Source organism: Streptococcus sp. Marseille-Q6379, assembly GCF_965119505.1.
The window spans coordinates 1225187-1244604 of the sequence record NZ_CBCPLV010000001.1 but is presented as its reverse complement, the minus strand read 5'-3'; the positions used below and the strand labels follow the sequence as shown (position 1 = coordinate 1244604).

The following is a 19418-nucleotide window of genomic DNA, read 5'->3' as shown; positions in this document are numbered from 1 at the left end:
AAATAGGAGGTAAAAACATTGGCTAAACCAACACGTAAACGTCGTGTGAAAAAGAATATCGAATCTGGTATTGCTCACATTCACGCTACTTTCAATAACACTATTGTTATGATTACAGATGTGCATGGTAACGCTGTAGCATGGTCATCAGCTGGTGCTCTTGGTTTCAAAGGTTCTCGTAAATCTACACCATTTGCTGCACAAATGGCTTCAGAAGCTGCTGCTAAATCTGCACAAGAACATGGTCTTAAAACAGTTGAAGTAACTGTTAAAGGTCCTGGTTCAGGTCGTGAGTCTGCTATCCGTGCTCTTGCTGCTGCAGGTCTTGAAGTAACAGCAATCCGTGATGTAACACCTGTACCACATAATGGTTGTCGTCCTCCAAAACGTCGTCGTGTGTAATCTTTAATAACAATAGTACACAAGGTTCGTTTCGAGGGAGTATAATAAATGATTGAGTTTGAAAAACCAATAATAACAAAAATTGATGAAAATAAAGATTACGGCAAATTTGTCATCGAACCACTAGAACGTGGTTATGGTACAACTTTGGGTAACTCTCTTCGTCGTGTACTTTTGTCATCACTTCCAGGTGCTGCCGTAACATCAATTAAGATTGATGGAGTACTCCACGAATTTGATACCGTACCAGGCGTCCGTGAAGACGTGATGCAAATCATCCTTAATATTAAAGGACTTGCTGTAAAATCTTACGTCGAAGACGAAAAGACAATTGAACTTGATGTCCAAGGTCCAGCTGAAGTTACTGCTGGAGACATCTTGACTGATAGCGACATTGAAATTGTTAACCCTGATCATTATCTTTTCACTATCGCTGACGGCGCTTCTTTGAAAGCGACTATGACAGTAGCTACAAACCGTGGTTATGTTCCAGCAGATGAAAACAAGAAAGACGATGCACCAGTGGGAACATTGGCTGTAGATTCAATCTACACACCAGTGAAAAAAGTCAATTATCAAGTTGAACCTGCCCGTGTAGGTAGCAATGATGGTTTTGATAAATTGACAATCGAAATCATGACAAACGGAACAATCATCCCTGAAGATGCCCTCGGTCTCTCGGCTCGCGTTTTGATTGAACACTTGAACTTGTTTACTGACCTTACTGATGTTGCTAAAGCTACTGATGTAATGAAAGAAACTGAAAAAGTGAACGATGAAAAGGTGCTTGACCGTACCATCGAAGAACTTGATTTGTCTGTACGCTCATATAACTGTTTGAAACGTGCCGGTATTAATACCGTTCATGATTTGACAGAAAAAACTGAGCCTGAAATGATGAAAGTCCGTAACCTAGGTCGTAAATCTCTTGAAGAAGTCAAAGTTAAGTTGGCTGATCTTGGACTTGGACTCAAAAACGATAAATAATAATATAGGAGGATAACATGGCTTACCGTAAACTTGGACGCACAAGCTCACAACGTAAAGCGGTTCTTCGTGATTTGACTACAGATCTTATCATTAACGAAGCAATCGTTACAACTGAAGCACGTGCTAAAGAAATCCGTAAAACAGTTGAAAAAATGATTACTCTTGGTAAACGTGGTGATTTGCACGCACGTCGTCAAGCAGCTGCATTTGTACGTAACGAAATTGCATCTGAAAGCTATGATGAAGCAACTGATAAATATACATCAACAACTGCTCTTCAAAAACTTTTCTCAGAAATCGCACCTCGTTATGCTGAACGTAACGGTGGATACACTCGTATCCTTAAAACAGAACCACGTCGTGGCGATGCTGCCCCAATGGCAATCATCGAACTTGTTTAATTTTTATCAATTTTGTTGAGTGTTATGATGATGGAATAGCTTAGCTTTTCTTAGTCTAGCTCTGGTCTACCGCTGGGCATACGCCTAGCGGGAACACTCATCATAAAAATGGGAATAAATAAGCATGTAACGCTTGTTTACGAAAGGTAATACGGTTATTTTTCGTAAGCAGGCGTTTTTTTGTCTATAAATCGTCTGAATATTTTGATATAATGGAATAAGCTTATTTTAAAAAGGGGGACATTATTTTGACAACAGCCAAGGAACTGCTTAAGCAAAGGTACTATGAGCCAATTAAGGAGCAACCCGAATTATTTGTGGGGATTGAGTTGGAATACCCAGTTGTTAATTTGAGTGGTAATGCTACAGATGTCTCTCTTACAAAACAGTTACTAGTCTATCTTTTGGATAATTTTGATTTTCAAGCTGATAAGTATGATTCTTATAATAATCCTATTCAGCTTATCGATAAAGTTTCTGGAGACATGATTCTTTTTGAAGTTTCGTACAATACGATCGAGTTTGCTTTTGCAAAGGCTGAGAGAATTTCTGAGGTTGAGGAACGTCTGGATACTTACCTCAGTATAATCCAATCCTATCTTCAGAATCATAATCATGAGTTGCAAGGTTGGGGAGTGAATCCAAACTGGGCAAAAAATGACAACAGACCTGTTAAATCTCCTCGTTATGAAATGCTTATGGATTTTCTCGAGCTATCTAAAGCAAAGAACGATCCTTTCTTTCATGATTATCCAGAATATGCTTCTTTCATCTGTGGGAGTCAGGTACAATTAGATGTTTCAAAAACATCCTATTTAAGAGTCTTAAATGCTTTTAACCAAATAGAGGGACCCAAGGCAGTATTATTGGCAAACTCTGAGTTTTGGGGTTCTGATTGGGATTTAGCGCTTTCCCGTGATGTTTTCTGGGAGAATTCCATGCATGGTGTGTTTGAGGAAAATGCAGGAGTATTTCCTAAGGTATTTAAGAATGAAGATGACTATTTTTCTTACTTGTCTGAGACAGCCCTTTTTACTGCTAAGCGTGGTGACGAAACTTACTATTTTGAACCAATACGCGCTAAAGACTATCTGAGTACGCCATCTATCAAAGCACACTCTATTCGTGGCGAAGTAGTCACTATTGAACCAAGTGAGGAAGATTTTAAGACTCACCGTTCTTATCAATTTCAAGACTTAACGACTAGGGGAACCGTTGAGTTTCGCAGTGTTTGTACCCAACCTTTCTCATCAACCTTTGCGCCAGCAGCCTTTCACCTTGGTCTTTTAGTCAATTTGGTAAATCTAGAAAATATTTTAAATGACTCACCTTTTTTTGAAGCACTTGACTATGATTACCCTAGAATTCGTCGTTTATTTTCGAAAAAAGATATTTCTGCTACAGACCTCAAAATGATTTTACCTTTGACAGAATCGTTATTGTCTTGTGCTGAGGATGGCTTAAAATTGCGTGGTTTTGGAGAAGAAGTTTACTTAGCTCCCCTTAGAGAGAAATTAGATAGGCTGAATAAGAGTTTAGCTTAACCTTTGACAAGAGATATGATAGATAGTTTTTGCTAAAAAATTTAAAAAAAGTCAAAAAAGTATTGACGTCAGCAAACAATAAATGGTATTATATAATAGTTGTTTCGAAAGAGACAAGAGAAAGTTATTAAAAAACTTTCAAAAAAGTATTGACACGAGTTGTCAATCTTGATATAATAACTAATGTTGTTAGCGGAAATGGCGGAATTGGCAGACGCGCAGGACTAAGGATCCTGTGACCGCTTTAGGTCGTGAGGGTTCAAGTCCCTCTTTCCGCAGAGTAACCAGTCACATGACTGGTTTTTTTGTATTAAAAAATCAAAACGCTTACAAATTGTAGAAAAGCTAGTTTTTTGAGTTCAATTGTGATAGAATAAACTTGTAAACGGGTTCAAACCCAAAAAAATATAGGAGGCCTTTATAATGGCAATCGTTTCAGCAGAAAAATTTGTCCAAGCAGCTCGTGATAATGGTTACGCAGTTGGTGGATTTAACACAAACAACCTTGAGTGGACTCAAGCTATCTTGCGTGCAGCAGAAGCTAAACAAGCTCCAGTACTTATCCAAACTTCTATGGGTGCAGCTAAGTACATGGGTGGTTACAAATTGTGTAAAGTCCTTATCGAAGAATTGGTTGAATCAATGGGTATCACTGTACCAGTTGCTATTCACCTTGACCACGGTCACTACAATGACGCTTTGGAATGTATCCGTGTAGGTTACACTTCAGTTATGTTTGACGGTTCACACCTTCCAGTTGAAGAAAACCTTGAAAAAGCAGCTAAAGTTGTTGAATTTGCACACGCTAACGGTGTATCAGTTGAAGCTGAAGTTGGTACAATCGGTGGTGAAGAAGATGGTATCATCGGTGATGGTGAATTGGCACCAATCGAAGATGCTAAAGCTATGGTTGCAACTGGTATCGACTTCCTTGCAGCAGGTATCGGTAACATCCACGGTCCTTACCCAGAAAACTGGAGCGGACTTCACCTTGACCACTTGCAAAAATTGACAGAAGCTGTTCCTAACTTCCCAATCGTATTGCACGGTGGATCAGGTATTCCTGATGATCAAATCCAAGAAGCTATCAAACTTGGTGTTGCTAAAGTTAACGTTAACACTGAATGTCAAATCGCATTTGCTAACGCAACACGTAAATTTGTTGCTGAATACGAAGCAAATGAAGCAGAATACGACAAGAAGAAACTCTTCGACCCACGTAAATTCTTGAAACCAGGTTTCGAAGCTATTACAGAAGCTGTTGAAGAACGTATCGACGTATTCGGTTCAGCAAACAAAGCTTAATTAGACTATATAAGCTTGAAAATAAAGGGTTTGTCCAATATGGACAAGCCTTTTTCTTATGTTTTGCCACAAATTTGCCACACTTTCTAAATCTCAGTTCCTTTTGATTATAGATGTAGTGCAAACAAAGCGCAATTAGGCTATTAAAACAAGGTCCTTTCTGGGTCTTGTTTTTTTGTACCCAAATAAATAGTTAGTATCTGCGAATCAATCTGTGATTGAGAGGAAACAAATTTTAAAGATTGGATATGGCTTTGGTTGATAGATTCTATTTCCTAACTTTTTAAGATATGCTATAATATGAATATGTTTGATAATTATATTGTACCTGTATTTTTTGGTGGTGGAGCTCTTGCTCTACTAGGTTTAGTGTTATTTGGTTGGGCCTTGCCTTCATTTTTGAAGGGTAAGTGGTCTTATTTGATTTCTTTGCTAGGTTTAGGTTTGGTTGCTTTTGCCTATTTTGATGCGGCGATTGTTATCACTTATAAAATCTGGCTTGGATTGCTAGGTGTCATCATGATTGGTTGGGGACTTCCTTTCAACAATCGCAAGGGACGCCGTGCGATGACTATTTTCTGGGCTGTCATGGCAATCGTTGTGGGTATTGCTGCTATTGCATTCACTATTGCTTATGGTGTCATTAACCGCCACTAACATGAAACTGTAAAACATGCTATAATAATGGCATGTTTTATTTTATGACCCTATCATTTATTATCATGCCTGCCTTGGGCTGCTTCTTAATAGGCTTGGCTTTTGCTAAATCAGATTGTTGGGAGTTTTCTTGGATATTATCCTTAATAGGTTTAGTGGCCTTTATTTCTTCTTTTTGGCATATAGCACGCGTAGATTTATGGTTTATGCTAAGTTATAGTGTTGGTCCTTTTTTGATGGGATTTGGTTTCTCTTGGGATCTAAGTAAGAAACGCCGTAGGCAGTTATTATTATTAGGGGTATTTTTCCTTATCTTTTTTGTGATTCTGTACTATCTTATTGTGCGAATCCTGAATACAGCTGTTGTCTAAAGGAGGGCTGTTGTGATGTTGCTAGATTTAGAAGAGAAGACACGTGTGCTTGTAGAAGATATTGTTGAACGTTCCGCTATTGGGCGAGGAGCTATCTTTGTCTTGGGATTGTCTTCCAGTGAGGTCGCTGGTGGGATAATCGGAAAAGCCTCTAGCCGTGAAATTGGCCAACGAATTGTGAAAACGATTCTTGAAGTTTTGGAACCTAAAGGAATTTACTTGGCTGTTCAAGGATGCGAACATCTGAATCGTGCTTTGGTTGTTGAGCGTGAGCTCGCCATGGCTAAAGATTTGGAAATTGTTAATGTTCTTCCGACCTTGCATGCTGGGGGAAGTGGTCAGCTGGCTGCTTTCGACTATATGAAGGATCCTGTTGAGGTGGAGGAAATTGTCGCTCAGGCTGGTATCGATATTGGGGATACCTCTATTGGTATGCATGTGAAGAGGGTCCAAGTTCCTCTTCGCCCGATTGCTCCAGAATTAGGTGGTGCCCATGTGACTGCTTTGGCGAGTCGACCTAAGTTGATTGGTGGTGCTCGTGCGGAGTATCTAGCAGATCCTATCCGTAAAAACTAAAAAGTATCGGACAAGTGTTCGATACTTTTTCTGTGAGCAGAGCCCTTTCTTTCAATGACGACGCTTGGCATAATCGACAAATTTGAATTTTTCAAGTTTGTGGCGACTTTCCGTAAATTGGAACTGTTTTCCATTAGTTAAATAAACTTTAGAACGGATACAAACAACGTGCTGGTCTTTACCTAGGTCGATAAGAATCTTATCTTGATCGGTAGCATTATCAATAGTGATTTCTTTAAAGGCGTGGGAAATGCTAAGGTTGAGCTGATTCTCGATGTAGTCGTAAATAGAGTGTTCAGCAATGTTACGGTTTAGTTGAGGAACAAGGCTAGTATCTAGGTAATCAATATCTATAACAGAGGCGCAGCTATCAACGACTCTTTGACGAACAACACGCCAGACCTGTCGGCTATTAGAAAACCCAGTTCTTTCTGAGAGTTTGGAATCAACGATGATTTTATCCAGAGAAATAACGTTGGTTTGCGAATTAAGGCCTTGTTGTACTATTAGCTCCTGGTAACTAGTAAGGTCAGACACAGGAAAGTTGATTTGTTCCTGGTTAATAACCTGGGAGCCAGAGCCATGAATCTTTTTGACCAAGCCTTCTTCAACGAGTAAGGTTAATGCTTTTCGTATAGTGTCTCGACTAACCTGGTAAGATTGAACCAGTTCTTGCTCGGTCGGGAGAAAGTCTCCCACTTGATATTTTTGATCATGGATAGCTTTCTCTAAATCCTTATAAATAATCTGATATTTTTTCATTGTTCTCCTTATTTGTAGGCAAAAAAACATACAACTAATGTTTTTTTCAAAAAATATGTTTAAAAAATTCCGGAACACTTACAGACAAATTTGTAAACGTTTACAATTAGTTTATCAAGTTAATCAGATATTGTCAAAAAAGAAAAGGAGATTCAAATGGGTAAATTTGAACAAGAAGCCAAAGATTTGCTTGCTGCAATCGGTGGTAAAGAAAATGTGACTGCTGTTACTCACTGTGCGACGCGTATGAGTTTCGTTCTTGGTGATGACAAGAAGGCAGATGTGAAAACAATCGAAGCCATTCCTGCTGTTAAGGGGACTTTCACCAATGCAGGTCAATTCTAAGTTATCATTTCAACCTAAATATATGATTCCATTTGCAGCAATCATGCTTGTTGCTATCATTGTACCTATGGTCCTAACTTTCTTCTTCCGCAAGGTGGGTCTCTTTACTAAGACAGAAGATGATACAGAACTTAAGGAAGAATTTGCAGCTCAAGAAGAGGCTGAATTTGCATCACATACTGCAACTCCAACAGTTCTTGCTGAATCAGCAGAGGTTGTTAGCCCACTTGCTGGTCAAGTTAAACCACTTAGCCAAGCCACAGACCCAGTTTTCTCATCAGGTGTCATGGGACAGGGGGTAGTCATCGAACCAAGTCAAGGCGAATTGGTTTCACCAGTAAATGGTACAGTGACAGTACTCTTCCCAACTAAGCACGCCGTAGGCATCGTTTCTGAAGAAGGTGTTGAAATGCTAATGCACATTGGTATGGATACTGTTAGCCTTGACGGAAAAGGTTTTGTGGCTCATGTTGAACAAGGTGATAAAGTTGTTGTTGGTCAACAATTGATTAGTTTTGATATGGATGTTATTAAAAAGGCTGGTTTGGTCACTGAGACTCCAGTTATCATTACAAATCAAGATGATTTCCAAGCAGATGTTGAAGGGGATCTTCCACGTGATATCAAACGTGGTGATGTTCTCATGATTGCTCATCGAACAAAATAAGCTAAGGGGTGGAGACGTTACGCTTCCACCTCTTCATATAAAGAACAAAAGAGGAAAAATCACATGGCATTAGATAAAACAAAGGTTGTATACCAAATTTATCCAAAATCATATAAGGACACGACAGGAAATGGAATCGGTGATTTCAGAGGGATCATTGAAAAAATTCCTTATCTAGCAGAGTTGGGCGTGGATATGGTTTGGCTCAATCCTTTCTATCCGAGCCCACAACGTGACAATGGTTACGATATTTCAGACTATACAGCCGTTAACCCTGTCTTTGTAGACATGACTGATTTTGAAGAACTGGTCCGTGTCGGAAAAGAGCACAAGATTGATTTCATGCTAGACATGGTGCTCAACCATTGCTCAACGGAGCATGAGTGGTTCCAAAAAGCTTTGGCTGGAGACCAGTATTATCAAGATTTCTTCTTTATTCAGGACCAACCAACCGATTGGTTGTCTAAATTTGGTGGTTCTGCCTGGGCTCCTTTTGGAGATACAGGGAAATACTATCTTCACCTCTTTGATGAAACACAGGCGGACCTTAATTGGCGCAATCCCAATGTCCGTAAGGAGTTGTTCAAGGTGGTCAACTTCTGGCGTGACAAGGGAGTCAAAGGTTTCCGTTTCGATGTGATCAATTTGATTGGGAAAGATGAAGTCTTGGTAGATTGCCCTGAAAATGAAGGGAAACCAGCTTATACGGATAAACCAATTGTCCATGACTATCTTCGTATGATGAATGAAGCGACCTTTGGTTCTGATGATAGCTTTATGACAGTTGGAGAGATGTCATCGACAACCATTGATAACTGCGTTCTTTATTCAGCACCGGAGCGTCACGAGTTGTCTATGGCCTTTAACTTCCATCATCTTAAAGTAGATTATGAAGATGGTCAAAAATGGACTATTACTCCCTTTGATTTTGAAGAGCTCAAACGTCTCTATCATACCTGGGGTAAGGAAATGAGTGAACGAGGTGGTTGGAGTGCCCTTTTCTGGAATAACCATGACCAACCTCGTGCCTTGAATCGCTTTGTGGATATCAAGAACTTCCGTAATGAAGGAGCGACCATGCTAGCAGCTAGCATTCACCTATCACGTGGAACACCTTATATCTACATGGGCGAAGAAATCGGGATGATTGATCCAGATTATGATTCTATGGCAGATTACGTGGATGTCGAGTCCATCAATGCTTACCAAATGCTCTTGGACCAAGGCGAGTCTCCTGAGCAGGCCTTCAAGATCATTCAAGCCAAATCACGTGATAATTCTCGTACGCCAATGCAATGGGATGCTTCTGAGAATGCAGGTTTTTCAACAGGCACTCCATGGTTGAAAGTCGGTAAATCTTATAAAGACATCAACGTTGAAAATGAAATCGATGGACCAATCTTTAAATTCTATAAAGAATTGATTCGCTTGCGCAAAGAAATGCCTATCATTTCAGAAGGAAGCTATCAGCCAGCATTTGAGGATAGTCAACAAGTCTACGCCTTTGAACGCCACTTAGAGGATCAAAAACTCTTGGTACTCAATCATTTCTATGGAAGTGAAGTCGAAGTAGCGATTCCAGCAGAATATCAGTCAGGGCGCGTGCTCTTATCCAATTATGATGATGTAGAGCTTGCTGAAAAGATAATTTTGAAACCTTATCAAACCCTAGCAATCTTAGTAAAATAAACCAAACTTTCCTCAGTAAATGCTTTTGCTGGGGAATTTTGTTATAATGAAAGCACTTTTAATGTTGATGGAGGAAGTGTAATGACACGCTTACAAGATGATTTTTACCATGCGATTAATGGTGAGTGGGAAAAAACAGCAGTGATTCCCGATGATAAACCACGCACAGGAGGTTTCTCAGATTTAGCAGATGAAATTGAAGACCTCATGCTTGAAACAACTGATCAATGGTTGGCAGGAGAGAATGTTCCTGACAATACCATTCTACAAAACTTTATAAAGTTTCACCGTATGGCTGCGGACTTTGACAAACGTGAGGCATTGGGTATCGAGCCTGTTAAACCTTGGATTGAAGAATACAAGAAGCTTTCCTCATTCTCAGAATTTGCTTCGAAAATTGCTGACTATGAGATGTCTGGTAAGCCTAATGAGTTCCCATTCGGTGTATCTCCAGACTTTATGAATGCTCAATTAAATGTCCTCTGGGCAGCAGCGCCAAGTATTATTTTACCTGATACAACCTATTACACTGAGGATAATGAGAAGGGCAAGGAGCTTTTAGGAATCTGGCGTGAAATGGAAGAAGAACTCCTTGAGAAATATGGCTTTACAGCTGAAGAAATCAAAGATATCTTGGACAAGGTTATCGCCCTTGATGCTAAGTTGGCCAAGTATGTCCTTTCGAGTGAAGAATCTTCCGAGTATGTGGAACTCTACCACCCATATGATTGGGAAGACTTTACCAAGCTAGCACCGGAACTCCCACTTGATAACATCTTCACAGAAATCTTGGGACAAGTTCCTGATAAAGTTATCGTTCCTGAAGAGCGCTTCTGGACAGAATTTGCGGCGGAATATTATTCAGAAGATAATTGGGAGCTACTTAAGGCGAGCCTACTTATCAATGCTATGACAATTTGGAATGCCTATTTGACAGACGAACTTCGTGTTCTATTTGGAAAATATGGTCGTGCGCTTTCAGGAACACCACAAGCCTGGGACAAGAAAAAAGGAGCCTACTATTTGGCACAAGGACCTTACAATCAGGCTCTTGGACTTTGGTATGCAGGTGAAAAATTCTCTCCAGAAGCAAAAGCAGATGTTGAAGCGAAGGTGGCAACTATGATTGATGTTTATAAATCACGCCTTCAAACTGCGGATTGGTTGGCACCAGAAACACGTGAAAAGGCTATTACGAAACTTAATGTTATTACGCCTCACATTGGTTATCCAGAAAAACTACCTGAGACATATGATAAGAAGATTATTGATGAAAACTTATCACTTGTTGAGAATGCACAGAAGTTAGTTGAAATTTCAGTTGCACATAGTTGGAGCAAGTGGAATCAACCTGTTGATCGTAGTGAGTGGCATATGCCTGCCCACATGGTTAATGCTTACTATGATCCACAGCAGAACCAAATTGTTTTCCCAGCAGCTATCCTTCAAGCACCTTTCTATGACCTTCACCAATCGTCATCAGCCAACTACGGTGGTATTGGTGCTGTCATTGCTCATGAGATTTCCCATGCCTTTGATACAAATGGTGCTTCCTTTGATGAGAACGGTAGTCTTAAGAATTGGTGGACTGAAGAGGACTATGCAGCCTTTAAGGAACGTACTGACAAGATTGTGGATCAGTTTGAGGGCTTGGACTCTTATGGTGCCAAGGTCAATGGTAAATTGACTGTTTCTGAGAATGTTGCTGACCTCGGTGGTGTAGCCTGTGCCTTAGAAGCAGCTAAACGAGATAAGGATTTTTCAGTTCATGAATTCTTTGTTAATTTTGCGACAATCTGGCGTATGAAGGCGCGTGAAGAATACATGCAAATGTTAGCTAGCGTGGATGTGCATGCTCCAGCCAAATGGCGCACCAATGTTATCGTGAGCAACTTCGACGAATTCCACAAGGAATTTGACGTTAAAGAGGGCGACGGCATGTGGCGTGCCCCAGAAGATTGCGTGATTATTTGGTAATAATGATGAAATCTGTCCAAAAATGGACGGATTTCTTTATTTTTTATCGTTGTAAGGGTTTACATAGCGACTAGAAAACGCTATAATATACTTGTGTTAAAGATTGTGAAGTTTTTAACAAGTATTCAAAGGAGTTTCATATGACTAAACAAACTAAAGATGTTCAAACAGTAATAGATGAATTGGCAACAAAAGGGGTTGAAGCCCTTGATGCTATGGCTAACTTTACGCAGGAGCAAGTGGACCATATTGTTCACCAAGCTGCGATTGCTGCTCTAGATAAACATATGTATTTGGCAAAATTGGCCGTTGATGAAACAGGGCGCGGTATTTACGAAGATAAAGCCATCAAGAACATGTATGCTTCTGAATACATTTGGAATAGTATTAAATATGACAAAACTGTAGGCGTTATTGCTGAAGATAAAGAACAAGGTTTGGTTTCTATCGCTGAGCCGGTAGGTGTTATCTGTGGGGTAACTCCAACAACTAATCCAACATCTACTACTATTTTCAAAGCTTTGATTGCGTTGAAAACACGTAACTCAATTGTATTTGCCTTCCACCCATCAGCTCAAAAATCATCAGCAGAAGCTGCGCGCATTGTTCGCGATGCTGCTATTGAAGCTGGTGCACCTAAGAACTGTATTCAGTGGATTGAAGAGCCATCTATCGAAGCGACTGGTCTCTTGATGAACCATCCTAAGATTGCCACAGTACTTGCGACTGGTGGACCTGGTATGGTTAAAGCAGCTTACTCAACTGGTAAACCAGCACTTGGTGTAGGAGCTGGAAACGTCCCATCTTACATCGCTGCTGATGCTAAGGTTAAACGTGCGGTCAACGATATCATCGTTTCAAAAACTTTTGATAATGGTATGATTTGTGCGTCTGAACAAGCAGCTATCGTTGATGCAGCTATTTATGACGAAGTTAAGGCTGAATTTGAAGCACATCAATGTGTCATCATTTCTAAAAAAGCTGACATTGCTAAATTGGAAAAAGTCGTTCTTAATGAAGCGCGTACAGCTGTAAATGGTGCCATTGTAGGTCACTCAGCTATTGAAATTGCTGAAAAAGCTGGCCTTAAAGTTCCTGCAGGTACAAAAATGCTTTTGGCAGAAATTCCAGATGCAACAATGGAACACCCACTTGCCTTGGAAAAATTGTCTCCAGTACTTGCTCTTATCAAATCTGATGGCGTTGAAGATGGATTCAAAAAAGCAGAAGGCATGCTCAATTTGGGTGGTCTTGGACACACTGCTGTTATCCACACTGAAAATGAAGAGCTCCAACTCCAATATGGTATCCGCATGAAAGCCTGCCGTGTCTTGGTTAATAGCCCATCAGCTGAAGGTGGTATCGGTAATATCTACAATAACATGATTCCATCATTGACTCTTGGTTGTGGTTCACACGGTCATAACTCAGTGTCACACAATGTTAGCTCATTTGATCTCTTGAATGTTAAAACATTGTCAAAGCGTCGCAATAACATGCAATGGTTTCGCGTCCCACCAAAAATCTTCTTCGAAAAAGATTCAATAACTTACTTGCGTCACATTGAAGCTGAGCGCGTGATGTTGGTTTGTGACCCTGGTATGGTTCAGTTTGGTTATGCAGACTTGGTTAAACGCCAATTGGAACTTAACCGCCACAGACCGGCAGTAGATGTTTTCTCAGATGTTGAGCCAAACCCATCTACTAATACCGTTTATAAAGGTTTGGAACGCTTTGTAGATTTCCAACCAGATGTAATCATCGCTCTTGGTGGTGGTTCTGCAATGGACGCTGCTAAGGCTATGTGGATGTTCTTCGAACACCCAGATGTAAGCTTCTTCGGTGCTAAACAAAAATTCTTGGATATCCGTAAACGTACTTACAAGATTCCTTACGCTCAGAAGACACAATTCATCTGTATCCCAACAACTTCAGGGACAGGTTCAGAGGTAACGTCATTTGCGGTTATCACTGATAGTGAAACTCATATCAAGTACCCATTGGCAGATTATGCTTTGACTCCGGACATTGCTATCGTTGACCCTGCTTTGGTTATGAGTGTACCTGCCAGCGTTACAGCAGATACAGGTATGGACGTTTTGACTCACGCCATTGAATCTTATGTATCAGTCATGGCTAGTGACTATACACGTGGGCTTTCACTCCAAGCAATTAAACTTGTTTTTGAAAATCTTGAACATTCTTACCGCTTTGGTGATGAAGAATCACGTGAAAAGATGCATAATGCGTCAACAATGGCTGGTATGGCCTTTGCCAATGCCTTCCTTGGTATCAACCACTCACTAGCTCATAAGGTTGGTCCTATGTTTGACATTCCACACGGACGTACTAATGCGATTTTGATGCCTCACGTTATCCGTTACAACGGTCGTGATCCTCAAAAACACGCTATGTTCCCTAAATATGACTACTTCCGTGCAGACAAAGATTACGCAGATATCGCTCGTTTCATGGGATGGGGTACTGACAAGCAATCAGATGCTGAGTTGGTTGAAGTTTTGGCACAAAAAGTATACGAATTGGGTATTGCCGTTGGTATTGACATGAACTGGAAGGGACAAGGTGTTACTAAGAAACTTCTTCAAGACACTGCCTATACTTTGGCCGAACATGCTTATGAAGACCAATGTACAACAGCTAATCCGAAAGAACCACTTATTTCAGAATTGAAAGAAATCATCGAAATTGCCTTTGATTATAAAGGATAAGCGATAGACTAAAGTAGCTCTATAAGGGCTACTTTTTTTGCTAGAAACCTTTTATATTAGAGTGTTTATCCAAATTAAAAATAAAGGACTTTCCCGAATAAGATAGAAAAACGCTTTAAGAATTGTTATAATAACCTTACAGCGAGATAAGGAGATTCCTATGACAAAAGAAGAAGGGCTTAGTTTGGGTGAAACAGCACATCCTCTCAAGTCTCGTGAATTGAGGCCACCAGTGGCTTCTGCAGCAGGGAATAGAGCGACTAATAAGTTTAAAGAGTTTAATGCTGATAGGATGGTGAGTGTTCAATTCAATCCTAGTCAACAAGTAAAAGAATCAAAGGAGCCAGTAACCTCAAAGAATATTGTGGGGATGGTATCAGGTGTGATTGCAGCGATACTCACCATACTTTTGATTGTTTGTCTCGTGATGGGATACCGTTATCGAGCCGCAAGCATTGAGGGCGATTGGACAAGCCCAACCTTTAGTGAGAAAATGTTAGCCACTCTGAAAGATACTGCTAATACTAAGAATAAAGTTAGTAATGCTTTACCACAAGGTCAAGATCTTATCACCGATATCAATACAGTAATGAGTATTACTGACAATAAGGCTCACTTAAAAGTGAGCTTTGTTTACAATCGTAAAGGTCTTTATCAGGCTTACCAGAGTAGAGTTACTGAATTGAAAGGTCAGTACGGCGAGGAGTTCTCGGAGGTTTTTGATAGTTATTCATTGTCAGAAAAAGACTACTATAAACAGTTTGATGAGACAGTGAAGAAAGAACTTCCAAAGAGTTATACCTACGATGCCAAAACCGGTCGTGTCACAACAACTGCTTTTACGGGTGATATTAACCGTTGGGAGCAAACAATCACTGTGGATAAGGCTGGAGATTCAGATGCTTTTAAAAAAGGTGATGTATTAGATTATACGCCTAACAATGGAGGCTTTACTATTAAGGCACACAGTGAATTTGGTGACATTAGCTTTACAAAAAATAAATAAAAAAGGAAATTAAAGGGGAATATAAATGACAAGAGCAGAATGGTTGGACTATTTTGAAACGGTAAACGGACGTAAGCCGAGTGTTCAGGAAATGGCGGATGCGTTGAAAGCTGGAGAGTTTATTAATGAAGCACCGGCTAAAACTGAAGATACAGTTACTACTGAACCCATTAAGGTTGAGGCGGAAATCGTCGAGACAAGTACTAGTCCTCTACCAACTGAAACGGCACCAGTAGTAACAGCAACTGCACCTTCTACGGTTCCTTTTCCAGAAGGACAAGTAGCTATGGCAAATTTGGCTCCTAAAAAACCAATGGATTCCAAAAAGAAAAAACGCATCCTAGTCTCAGTTTTGTCAGCAGTAGTCCTTGTCTTCTTATGTATCGGTGGCTTTATGACTTACCGTTATGTGACAGGTAATATTGATGGCAAATGGTACAGTAGTTCTCTAGGTAGAGAGTATAGCTCAAGCATGTCTGAAAGTTTGACAGACTTGGATAGTAAGGAGCTTGAAAAGTACTTTAAAGATACTGCTGTAACCATGAAAGTAAAAGGTAGCAATGCGAAGGTGACTGCTAGCTATACTTTTGATAAGAAAACCTATATCAAGGACTATCGTGAGAGGGTTCAGAAGTCCTTCTCAGCCTTTGGAGATTTATTTAAAGCCTTCTATGGAGATTCCTTTGAAAACTATTATAGTGAGGAAACCATAGAAAAAGAACTTGATGAAGCTCTTGAAAAAGCTGCGAAAGATAATGGTCAAAAGTATGATTCGAAGACAGGCGAAACAACAACAACCCTTTTCAAAGGGAAGGTTAGTCGCTTGGGACATAAGATGACTGTTACTTCTGTCAATAAAGATGTTGATATCGATGGTCTCAATGTGAAAAAAGGTCAAGAGCTAAAAGTGACTAAAAAAGACAAGAAAGTAACGCTTAGTGGTGATGGTAAATCAAAAGATATTACTTTCTCAACTAAGAATGACACCAAAGATAAATTTTAAAATGACATCCGGAATCGCTATTCCGGATTTTTTCATGTCGTTGAGGGAAGAGAATAAGGTGATATCCGAATGATTTTCTCACAAGTCACAATACGTGTAGAAATATTCTGACAATTATGCTACAATAGAGCCACACACTATCTAAAAAGAGGATTTACCATGACACTTGTATACCAATCAACACGTGACGAAAATAATAAAGTAACTGCTAGTCAAGCTATTCTTCAAGGTTTGGCAACAGATGGTGGCTTGTTCACACCATTGTCAACACCTGAGGTTGCTTTGGACTTTGATCAATTGAAAGATGCTTCTTACCAAGAAGTTGCTAAATTGGTCTTGTCAGCTTTCTTGGATGATTTTACGGAAGAGGAATTAGATTACTGTATCACAAATGCTTATGACGACAAATTTGATACAGCTGCTATTGCACCAGTAGTTAAACTTAAGAACCACTACAACCTTGAACTTTTCCATGGTTCTACTATCGCTTTCAAAGATATGGCCCTTTCAATCTTGCCTTACTTGCTAACAACATCAGCTAAAAAGCAAGGTGTTGATAATAAGATTGTTATCTTGACAGCGACATCAGGTGATACTGGTAAGGCTGCTATGGCTGGTTTTGCAGATGTTCCTGGAACTGAAATTATTGTCTTTTATCCAAAAGACGGTGTTTCAAAAATCCAAGAATTGCAAATGACCACTCAAACAGGAGCTAACACTCACGTTATTGCTATTGATGGTAACTTTGATGATGCCCAAACCGATGTGAAACGTATGTTTAATGATTTTGACTTGCGTGAGAAATTGTTGGCTCATCATACGCAATTCTCATCAGCTAACTCAATGAACGTAGGTCGTTTGGTACCACAAGTGGTTTACTATGTATATGCCTATGCGCAGTTGGTTAAGGCAGGTCATATCCAAAACGGAGATAAGGTTAACTTCACAGTACCAACAGGAAACTTTGGTAATATCTTGGCGGCTTATTATGCACGTCAGATTGGTGTTCCGGTTGGCAAATTAATCTGTGCCTCTAATGAAAATAACGTCCTCACAGACTTCTTCGCAACGGGTACTTATGACAAGAAACGTGACTTCAAGGTAACGACAAGTCCTTCTATGGATATCTTGGTATCTTCTAACTTGGAACGCTTGATTTTCCACCTTCTTGGTAATGATGCTGCTAAGACTAAAGAGCTCATGGATGCGCTTGTGACTAAGGGTGAGTATACTTTGGCGGATGCAGATAAAGATATTCTTGACTTGTTTGCAGCAGGATTTGCAACTGAGGATGAAACAGCTGCTGAAATCAAACGTGTTTATGAAGAAGACAAGTATATCGAAGATCCTCATACAGCGGTTGCCTCAGCGGTTTACGAAGCATATGTTCAAAAGACAGATGACCACACCCCTACAGTTATCGCTTCAACAGCTAGCCCATATAAATTCCCACGTGTGGCTATTTCAGCTGTCACTGGTAAAGACAGTGGGGATGATTTCAAAGCAGTAGAAGATTTGCACCAACTTTCAGGTGTAGCTATCCCAGCTGCTGTAGATGGACTTGAACATGCGGAAGTTCGCCATAAAACAGTTGTTGCGGCAGCTGATATGCAAAAAGCAGTTGAAAGCTATCTTGGTGTATAAGAATAAAAAAAATAGGAGCTGAGAAATCAGCCCTATTTTTATCAATATAGAAGAGAATATTATGACAGAAACAAAGAAAATTCTAAACATAGCCTTGCCTGCTATGGCCGAAAACCTTCTACAAATGTTGATGGGGGTTGTCGATTCTTACCTAGTGGCTCAGGTTGGTATTGTCGCCATATCAGGGGTTTCCGTAGCCAATAATATAATCACGATTTACCAAGCTATCTTCATTGCTCTAGGAGCCTCAAGTGCCAGTGTCATTGCTAGAAGTCTAGGGAAGGGAGATGTTAAAGCGACTAACCGAGACACCTGGGATGCTATTATTATTACCCTTGCTCTTAGTCTCATTCTTGGTTTACTTTCCATTTTTGGTGGTGGGGCCATTCTTAATCTTTTAGGTACTGAGCAATCTGTGACTCAGGCTGGTAGTCTCTACCTTGCTCTTGTCGGTGGAGGAGTGGTCTTCCTAGCCTTAATGACTACTTTTGGTAACATATTACGGGCCAAGGGACGGCCTCGTATTTCCATGGTCGTCAGTCTTTTGACTAATGTTCTTAATGCTATTTTATCTTCTTTAGCTATCTTTGTGGGACATTGGGGGATTATTGGGGTCGCAACGGCTACGGTTTTTTCTCGTCTGGTTGGGACAGTGATACTGTGGCAAGCGATGAAACTGGATGTGAAGCAGCTTGAAGTTACCAAACCTTTCAACAGGGAGTTGTTGGGGATTGCTCTGCCAGCAGCAGGTGAACGACTGATGATGCGTGCTGGAGATGTGGTCATTGTGGCTATTATTGTTACCTTTGGTACAGCCGTTGTCGGTGGTAACGCCATTGGTGAAAACCTCACTCAGTTTAACTATATGCCCGGTATGGGAGTCGCCACGGCTACAGTTATCTTGGTTGCCAATAGTCTGGGACGAGGGGATAAGGCGCAGATGAAGCGTATTATACGAGAGTCTTATTGGATTTCAACCTTCTTGATGGTTCTGGTTTCAGGGGGTATCTTGCTTTTTGGACAAGGATTATCAAGTCTCTTTACAGATAATAAAGCAGCTATTGCGGCTAGTCAGGTAGTTATTCTTTATTCTTTCCTTGGGAATCCCGTGACTTCGGCGACTCTAGTCTACACTGCAGTTTGGCAAGGTCTGGGTAAGGCTAAGATGCCTTTCTATGCGACAACTATTGGGATGTGGATTATCCGAATTTTCTCAGGCTACTTCCTAGGAGTGAGTTTGGGAATGGGTCTTGCAGGCGTCTGGATTGCAACTGTTGTTGATAATGTATGGCGTGCGGTCTTCCTCTATGTGATGTACCGTCGTTATCTCATAAAGAGAAAGTTTTAATG

16 protein-coding genes, 1 tRNA gene and 2 pseudogenes are annotated in these 19418 nt (G+C 40.3%); 18 read left to right on the top strand and 1 reads right to left on the bottom strand.

From position 1 onward, the window contains the following. Window positions 1-18 precede the first annotated feature (18 nt). From rpsK to ACWPVZ_RS06210, 9 genes are all read left to right on the top strand, one after another. Complete coding sequence (rpsK, locus tag ACWPVZ_RS06250; RefSeq protein ID WP_002885718.1) at window positions 19-402, top strand: 30S ribosomal protein S11; 384 nt, start codon at window positions 19-21, stop codon at window positions 400-402. 48 nt (window positions 403-450) lie between these two features. Beyond that, window positions 451-1389 (top strand): DNA-directed RNA polymerase subunit alpha, encoded by a 939-nt coding sequence (locus ACWPVZ_RS06245; RefSeq protein ID WP_002885793.1) that lies wholly within the window; start codon window positions 451-453, stop codon window positions 1387-1389. Window positions 1390-1406: 17 nt separating this feature from the next. Further along, window positions 1407-1793, top strand: a complete 387-nt coding sequence (gene rplQ, locus ACWPVZ_RS06240) for a 50S ribosomal protein L17 (protein WP_002885709.1) — start codon at window positions 1407-1409, stop codon at window positions 1791-1793. 248 nt (window positions 1794-2041) lie between these two features. Further along, window positions 2042-3337, top strand: a complete 1296-nt coding sequence (locus tag ACWPVZ_RS06235) for a gamma-glutamylcysteine synthetase (protein ID WP_110980795.1) — start codon at window positions 2042-2044, stop codon at window positions 3335-3337. A 192-nt stretch (window positions 3338-3529) separates the two neighbouring features. Then, window positions 3530-3615 (top strand) — tRNA-Leu (locus ACWPVZ_RS06230). 145 nt (window positions 3616-3760) lie between these two features. After that, complete coding sequence (locus tag ACWPVZ_RS06225; protein WP_002885816.1) at window positions 3761-4642, top strand: class II fructose-bisphosphate aldolase; 882 nt, start codon at window positions 3761-3763, stop codon at window positions 4640-4642. Window positions 4643-4942: 300 nt separating this feature from the next. Continuing rightward, window positions 4943-5299, top strand: coding sequence for a hypothetical protein (locus ACWPVZ_RS06220; protein WP_002892073.1), 357 nt, complete (start codon window positions 4943-4945; stop codon window positions 5297-5299). A 32-nt stretch (window positions 5300-5331) separates the two neighbouring features. Beyond that, window positions 5332-5670: a hypothetical protein gene (locus ACWPVZ_RS06215; RefSeq protein WP_080611667.1), complete on the top strand. Its 339-nt coding sequence runs from the start codon at window positions 5332-5334 to the stop codon at window positions 5668-5670. A gap of 15 nt (window positions 5671-5685) precedes the next feature. After that, complete coding sequence (locus tag ACWPVZ_RS06210; RefSeq protein ID WP_070576053.1) at window positions 5686-6246, top strand: TIGR01440 family protein; 561 nt, start codon at window positions 5686-5688, stop codon at window positions 6244-6246. A 51-nt stretch (window positions 6247-6297) separates the two neighbouring features. Here ACWPVZ_RS06210 and treR read toward each other — a convergent pair whose 3' ends face one another. Then, the gene (treR, locus tag ACWPVZ_RS06205) at window positions 6298-7008 is read right to left on the bottom strand and encodes a trehalose operon repressor (RefSeq protein ID WP_002887040.1); all 711 of its coding nucleotides are present in this window, start codon (window positions 7006-7008) and stop codon (window positions 6298-6300) included. A gap of 156 nt (window positions 7009-7164) precedes the next feature. Here treR and ACWPVZ_RS06200 point away from each other — a divergent pair, with 156 nt between their 5' ends. The 9 genes and pseudogenes from ACWPVZ_RS06200 (at window position 7165) to ACWPVZ_RS06160 (ending at window position 19416) form a co-directional block, all read left to right on the top strand. After that, window positions 7165-7353, top strand: coding sequence for a PTS transporter subunit EIIB (locus ACWPVZ_RS06200; protein WP_414341141.1), 189 nt, complete (start codon window positions 7165-7167; stop codon window positions 7351-7353). A 1-nt stretch (window position 7354) separates the two neighbouring features. Further along, window positions 7355-8020: pseudogene (locus ACWPVZ_RS06195) on the top strand (glucose PTS transporter subunit IIA); the annotation flags it as partial. A gap of 63 nt (window positions 8021-8083) precedes the next feature. Beyond that, window positions 8084-9709, top strand: a complete 1626-nt coding sequence (gene treC / locus ACWPVZ_RS06190; protein ID WP_414341142.1) for an alpha,alpha-phosphotrehalase — start codon at window positions 8084-8086, stop codon at window positions 9707-9709. Between the two features lie 81 nt (window positions 9710-9790). Further along, a complete protein-coding gene (locus ACWPVZ_RS06185; protein WP_454381385.1) occupies window positions 9791-11686 on the top strand; it encodes a M13 family metallopeptidase in 1896 nt (631 codons plus the stop codon). 116 nt (window positions 11687-11802) lie between these two features. Continuing rightward, window positions 11803-14415, top strand: a pseudogene (adhE, locus tag ACWPVZ_RS06180) (bifunctional acetaldehyde-CoA/alcohol dehydrogenase); the annotation flags it as partial. Between the two features lie 160 nt (window positions 14416-14575). Then, window positions 14576-15421 carry a hypothetical protein gene (locus ACWPVZ_RS06175; RefSeq protein WP_201709822.1) on the top strand — a complete coding sequence of 282 codons (846 nt, stop codon included), beginning with the start codon at window positions 14576-14578 and terminating at the stop codon, window positions 15419-15421. A gap of 25 nt (window positions 15422-15446) precedes the next feature. Next, complete coding sequence (locus tag ACWPVZ_RS06170) at window positions 15447-16424, top strand: hypothetical protein (protein ID WP_155213319.1); 978 nt, start codon at window positions 15447-15449, stop codon at window positions 16422-16424. 159 nt (window positions 16425-16583) lie between these two features. Further along, window positions 16584-18068 carry a threonine synthase gene (gene thrC / locus ACWPVZ_RS06165; protein WP_037599311.1) on the top strand — a complete coding sequence of 495 codons (1485 nt, stop codon included), beginning with the start codon at window positions 16584-16586 and terminating at the stop codon, window positions 18066-18068. A gap of 61 nt (window positions 18069-18129) precedes the next feature. Continuing rightward, entirely contained in the window at window positions 18130-19416 is a 1287-nt protein-coding gene (locus ACWPVZ_RS06160; RefSeq protein ID WP_002885805.1) for an MATE family efflux transporter, read from the top strand. Window positions 19417-19418 lie beyond the last annotated feature (2 nt).

Coding starts and splice junctions, on each gene's coding strand:
- ACWPVZ_RS06245 (WP_002885793.1), top strand. CDS start 451: ATGATTGAGTTTGAAAAACCAATAATAACAAAAATTGATGAAAATAAA.
- rplQ (WP_002885709.1), top strand. CDS start 1,407: ATGGCTTACCGTAAACTTGGACGCACAAGCTCACAACGTAAAGCGGTT.
- ACWPVZ_RS06225 (WP_002885816.1), top strand. CDS start 3,761: ATGGCAATCGTTTCAGCAGAAAAATTTGTCCAAGCAGCTCGTGATAAT.
- ACWPVZ_RS06220 (WP_002892073.1), top strand. CDS start 4,943: ATGAATATGTTTGATAATTATATTGTACCTGTATTTTTTGGTGGTGGA.
- ACWPVZ_RS06215 (WP_080611667.1), top strand. CDS start 5,332: ATGTTTTATTTTATGACCCTATCATTTATTATCATGCCTGCCTTGGGC.
- ACWPVZ_RS06210 (WP_070576053.1), top strand. CDS start 5,686: ATGTTGCTAGATTTAGAAGAGAAGACACGTGTGCTTGTAGAAGATATT.
- treR (WP_002887040.1), bottom strand. CDS start 7,008: ATGAAAAAATATCAGATTATTTATAAGGATTTAGAGAAAGCTATCCAT.
- ACWPVZ_RS06200 (WP_414341141.1), top strand. CDS start 7,165: ATGGGTAAATTTGAACAAGAAGCCAAAGATTTGCTTGCTGCAATCGGT.
- treC (WP_414341142.1), top strand. CDS start 8,084: ATGGCATTAGATAAAACAAAGGTTGTATACCAAATTTATCCAAAATCA.
- ACWPVZ_RS06185 (WP_454381385.1), top strand. CDS start 9,791: ATGACACGCTTACAAGATGATTTTTACCATGCGATTAATGGTGAGTGG.
- ACWPVZ_RS06175 (WP_201709822.1), top strand. CDS start 14,576: ATGACAAAAGAAGAAGGGCTTAGTTTGGGTGAAACAGCACATCCTCTC.
- ACWPVZ_RS06170 (WP_155213319.1), top strand. CDS start 15,447: ATGACAAGAGCAGAATGGTTGGACTATTTTGAAACGGTAAACGGACGT.
- thrC (WP_037599311.1), top strand. CDS start 16,584: ATGACACTTGTATACCAATCAACACGTGACGAAAATAATAAAGTAACT.
- ACWPVZ_RS06160 (WP_002885805.1), top strand. CDS start 18,130: ATGACAGAAACAAAGAAAATTCTAAACATAGCCTTGCCTGCTATGGCC.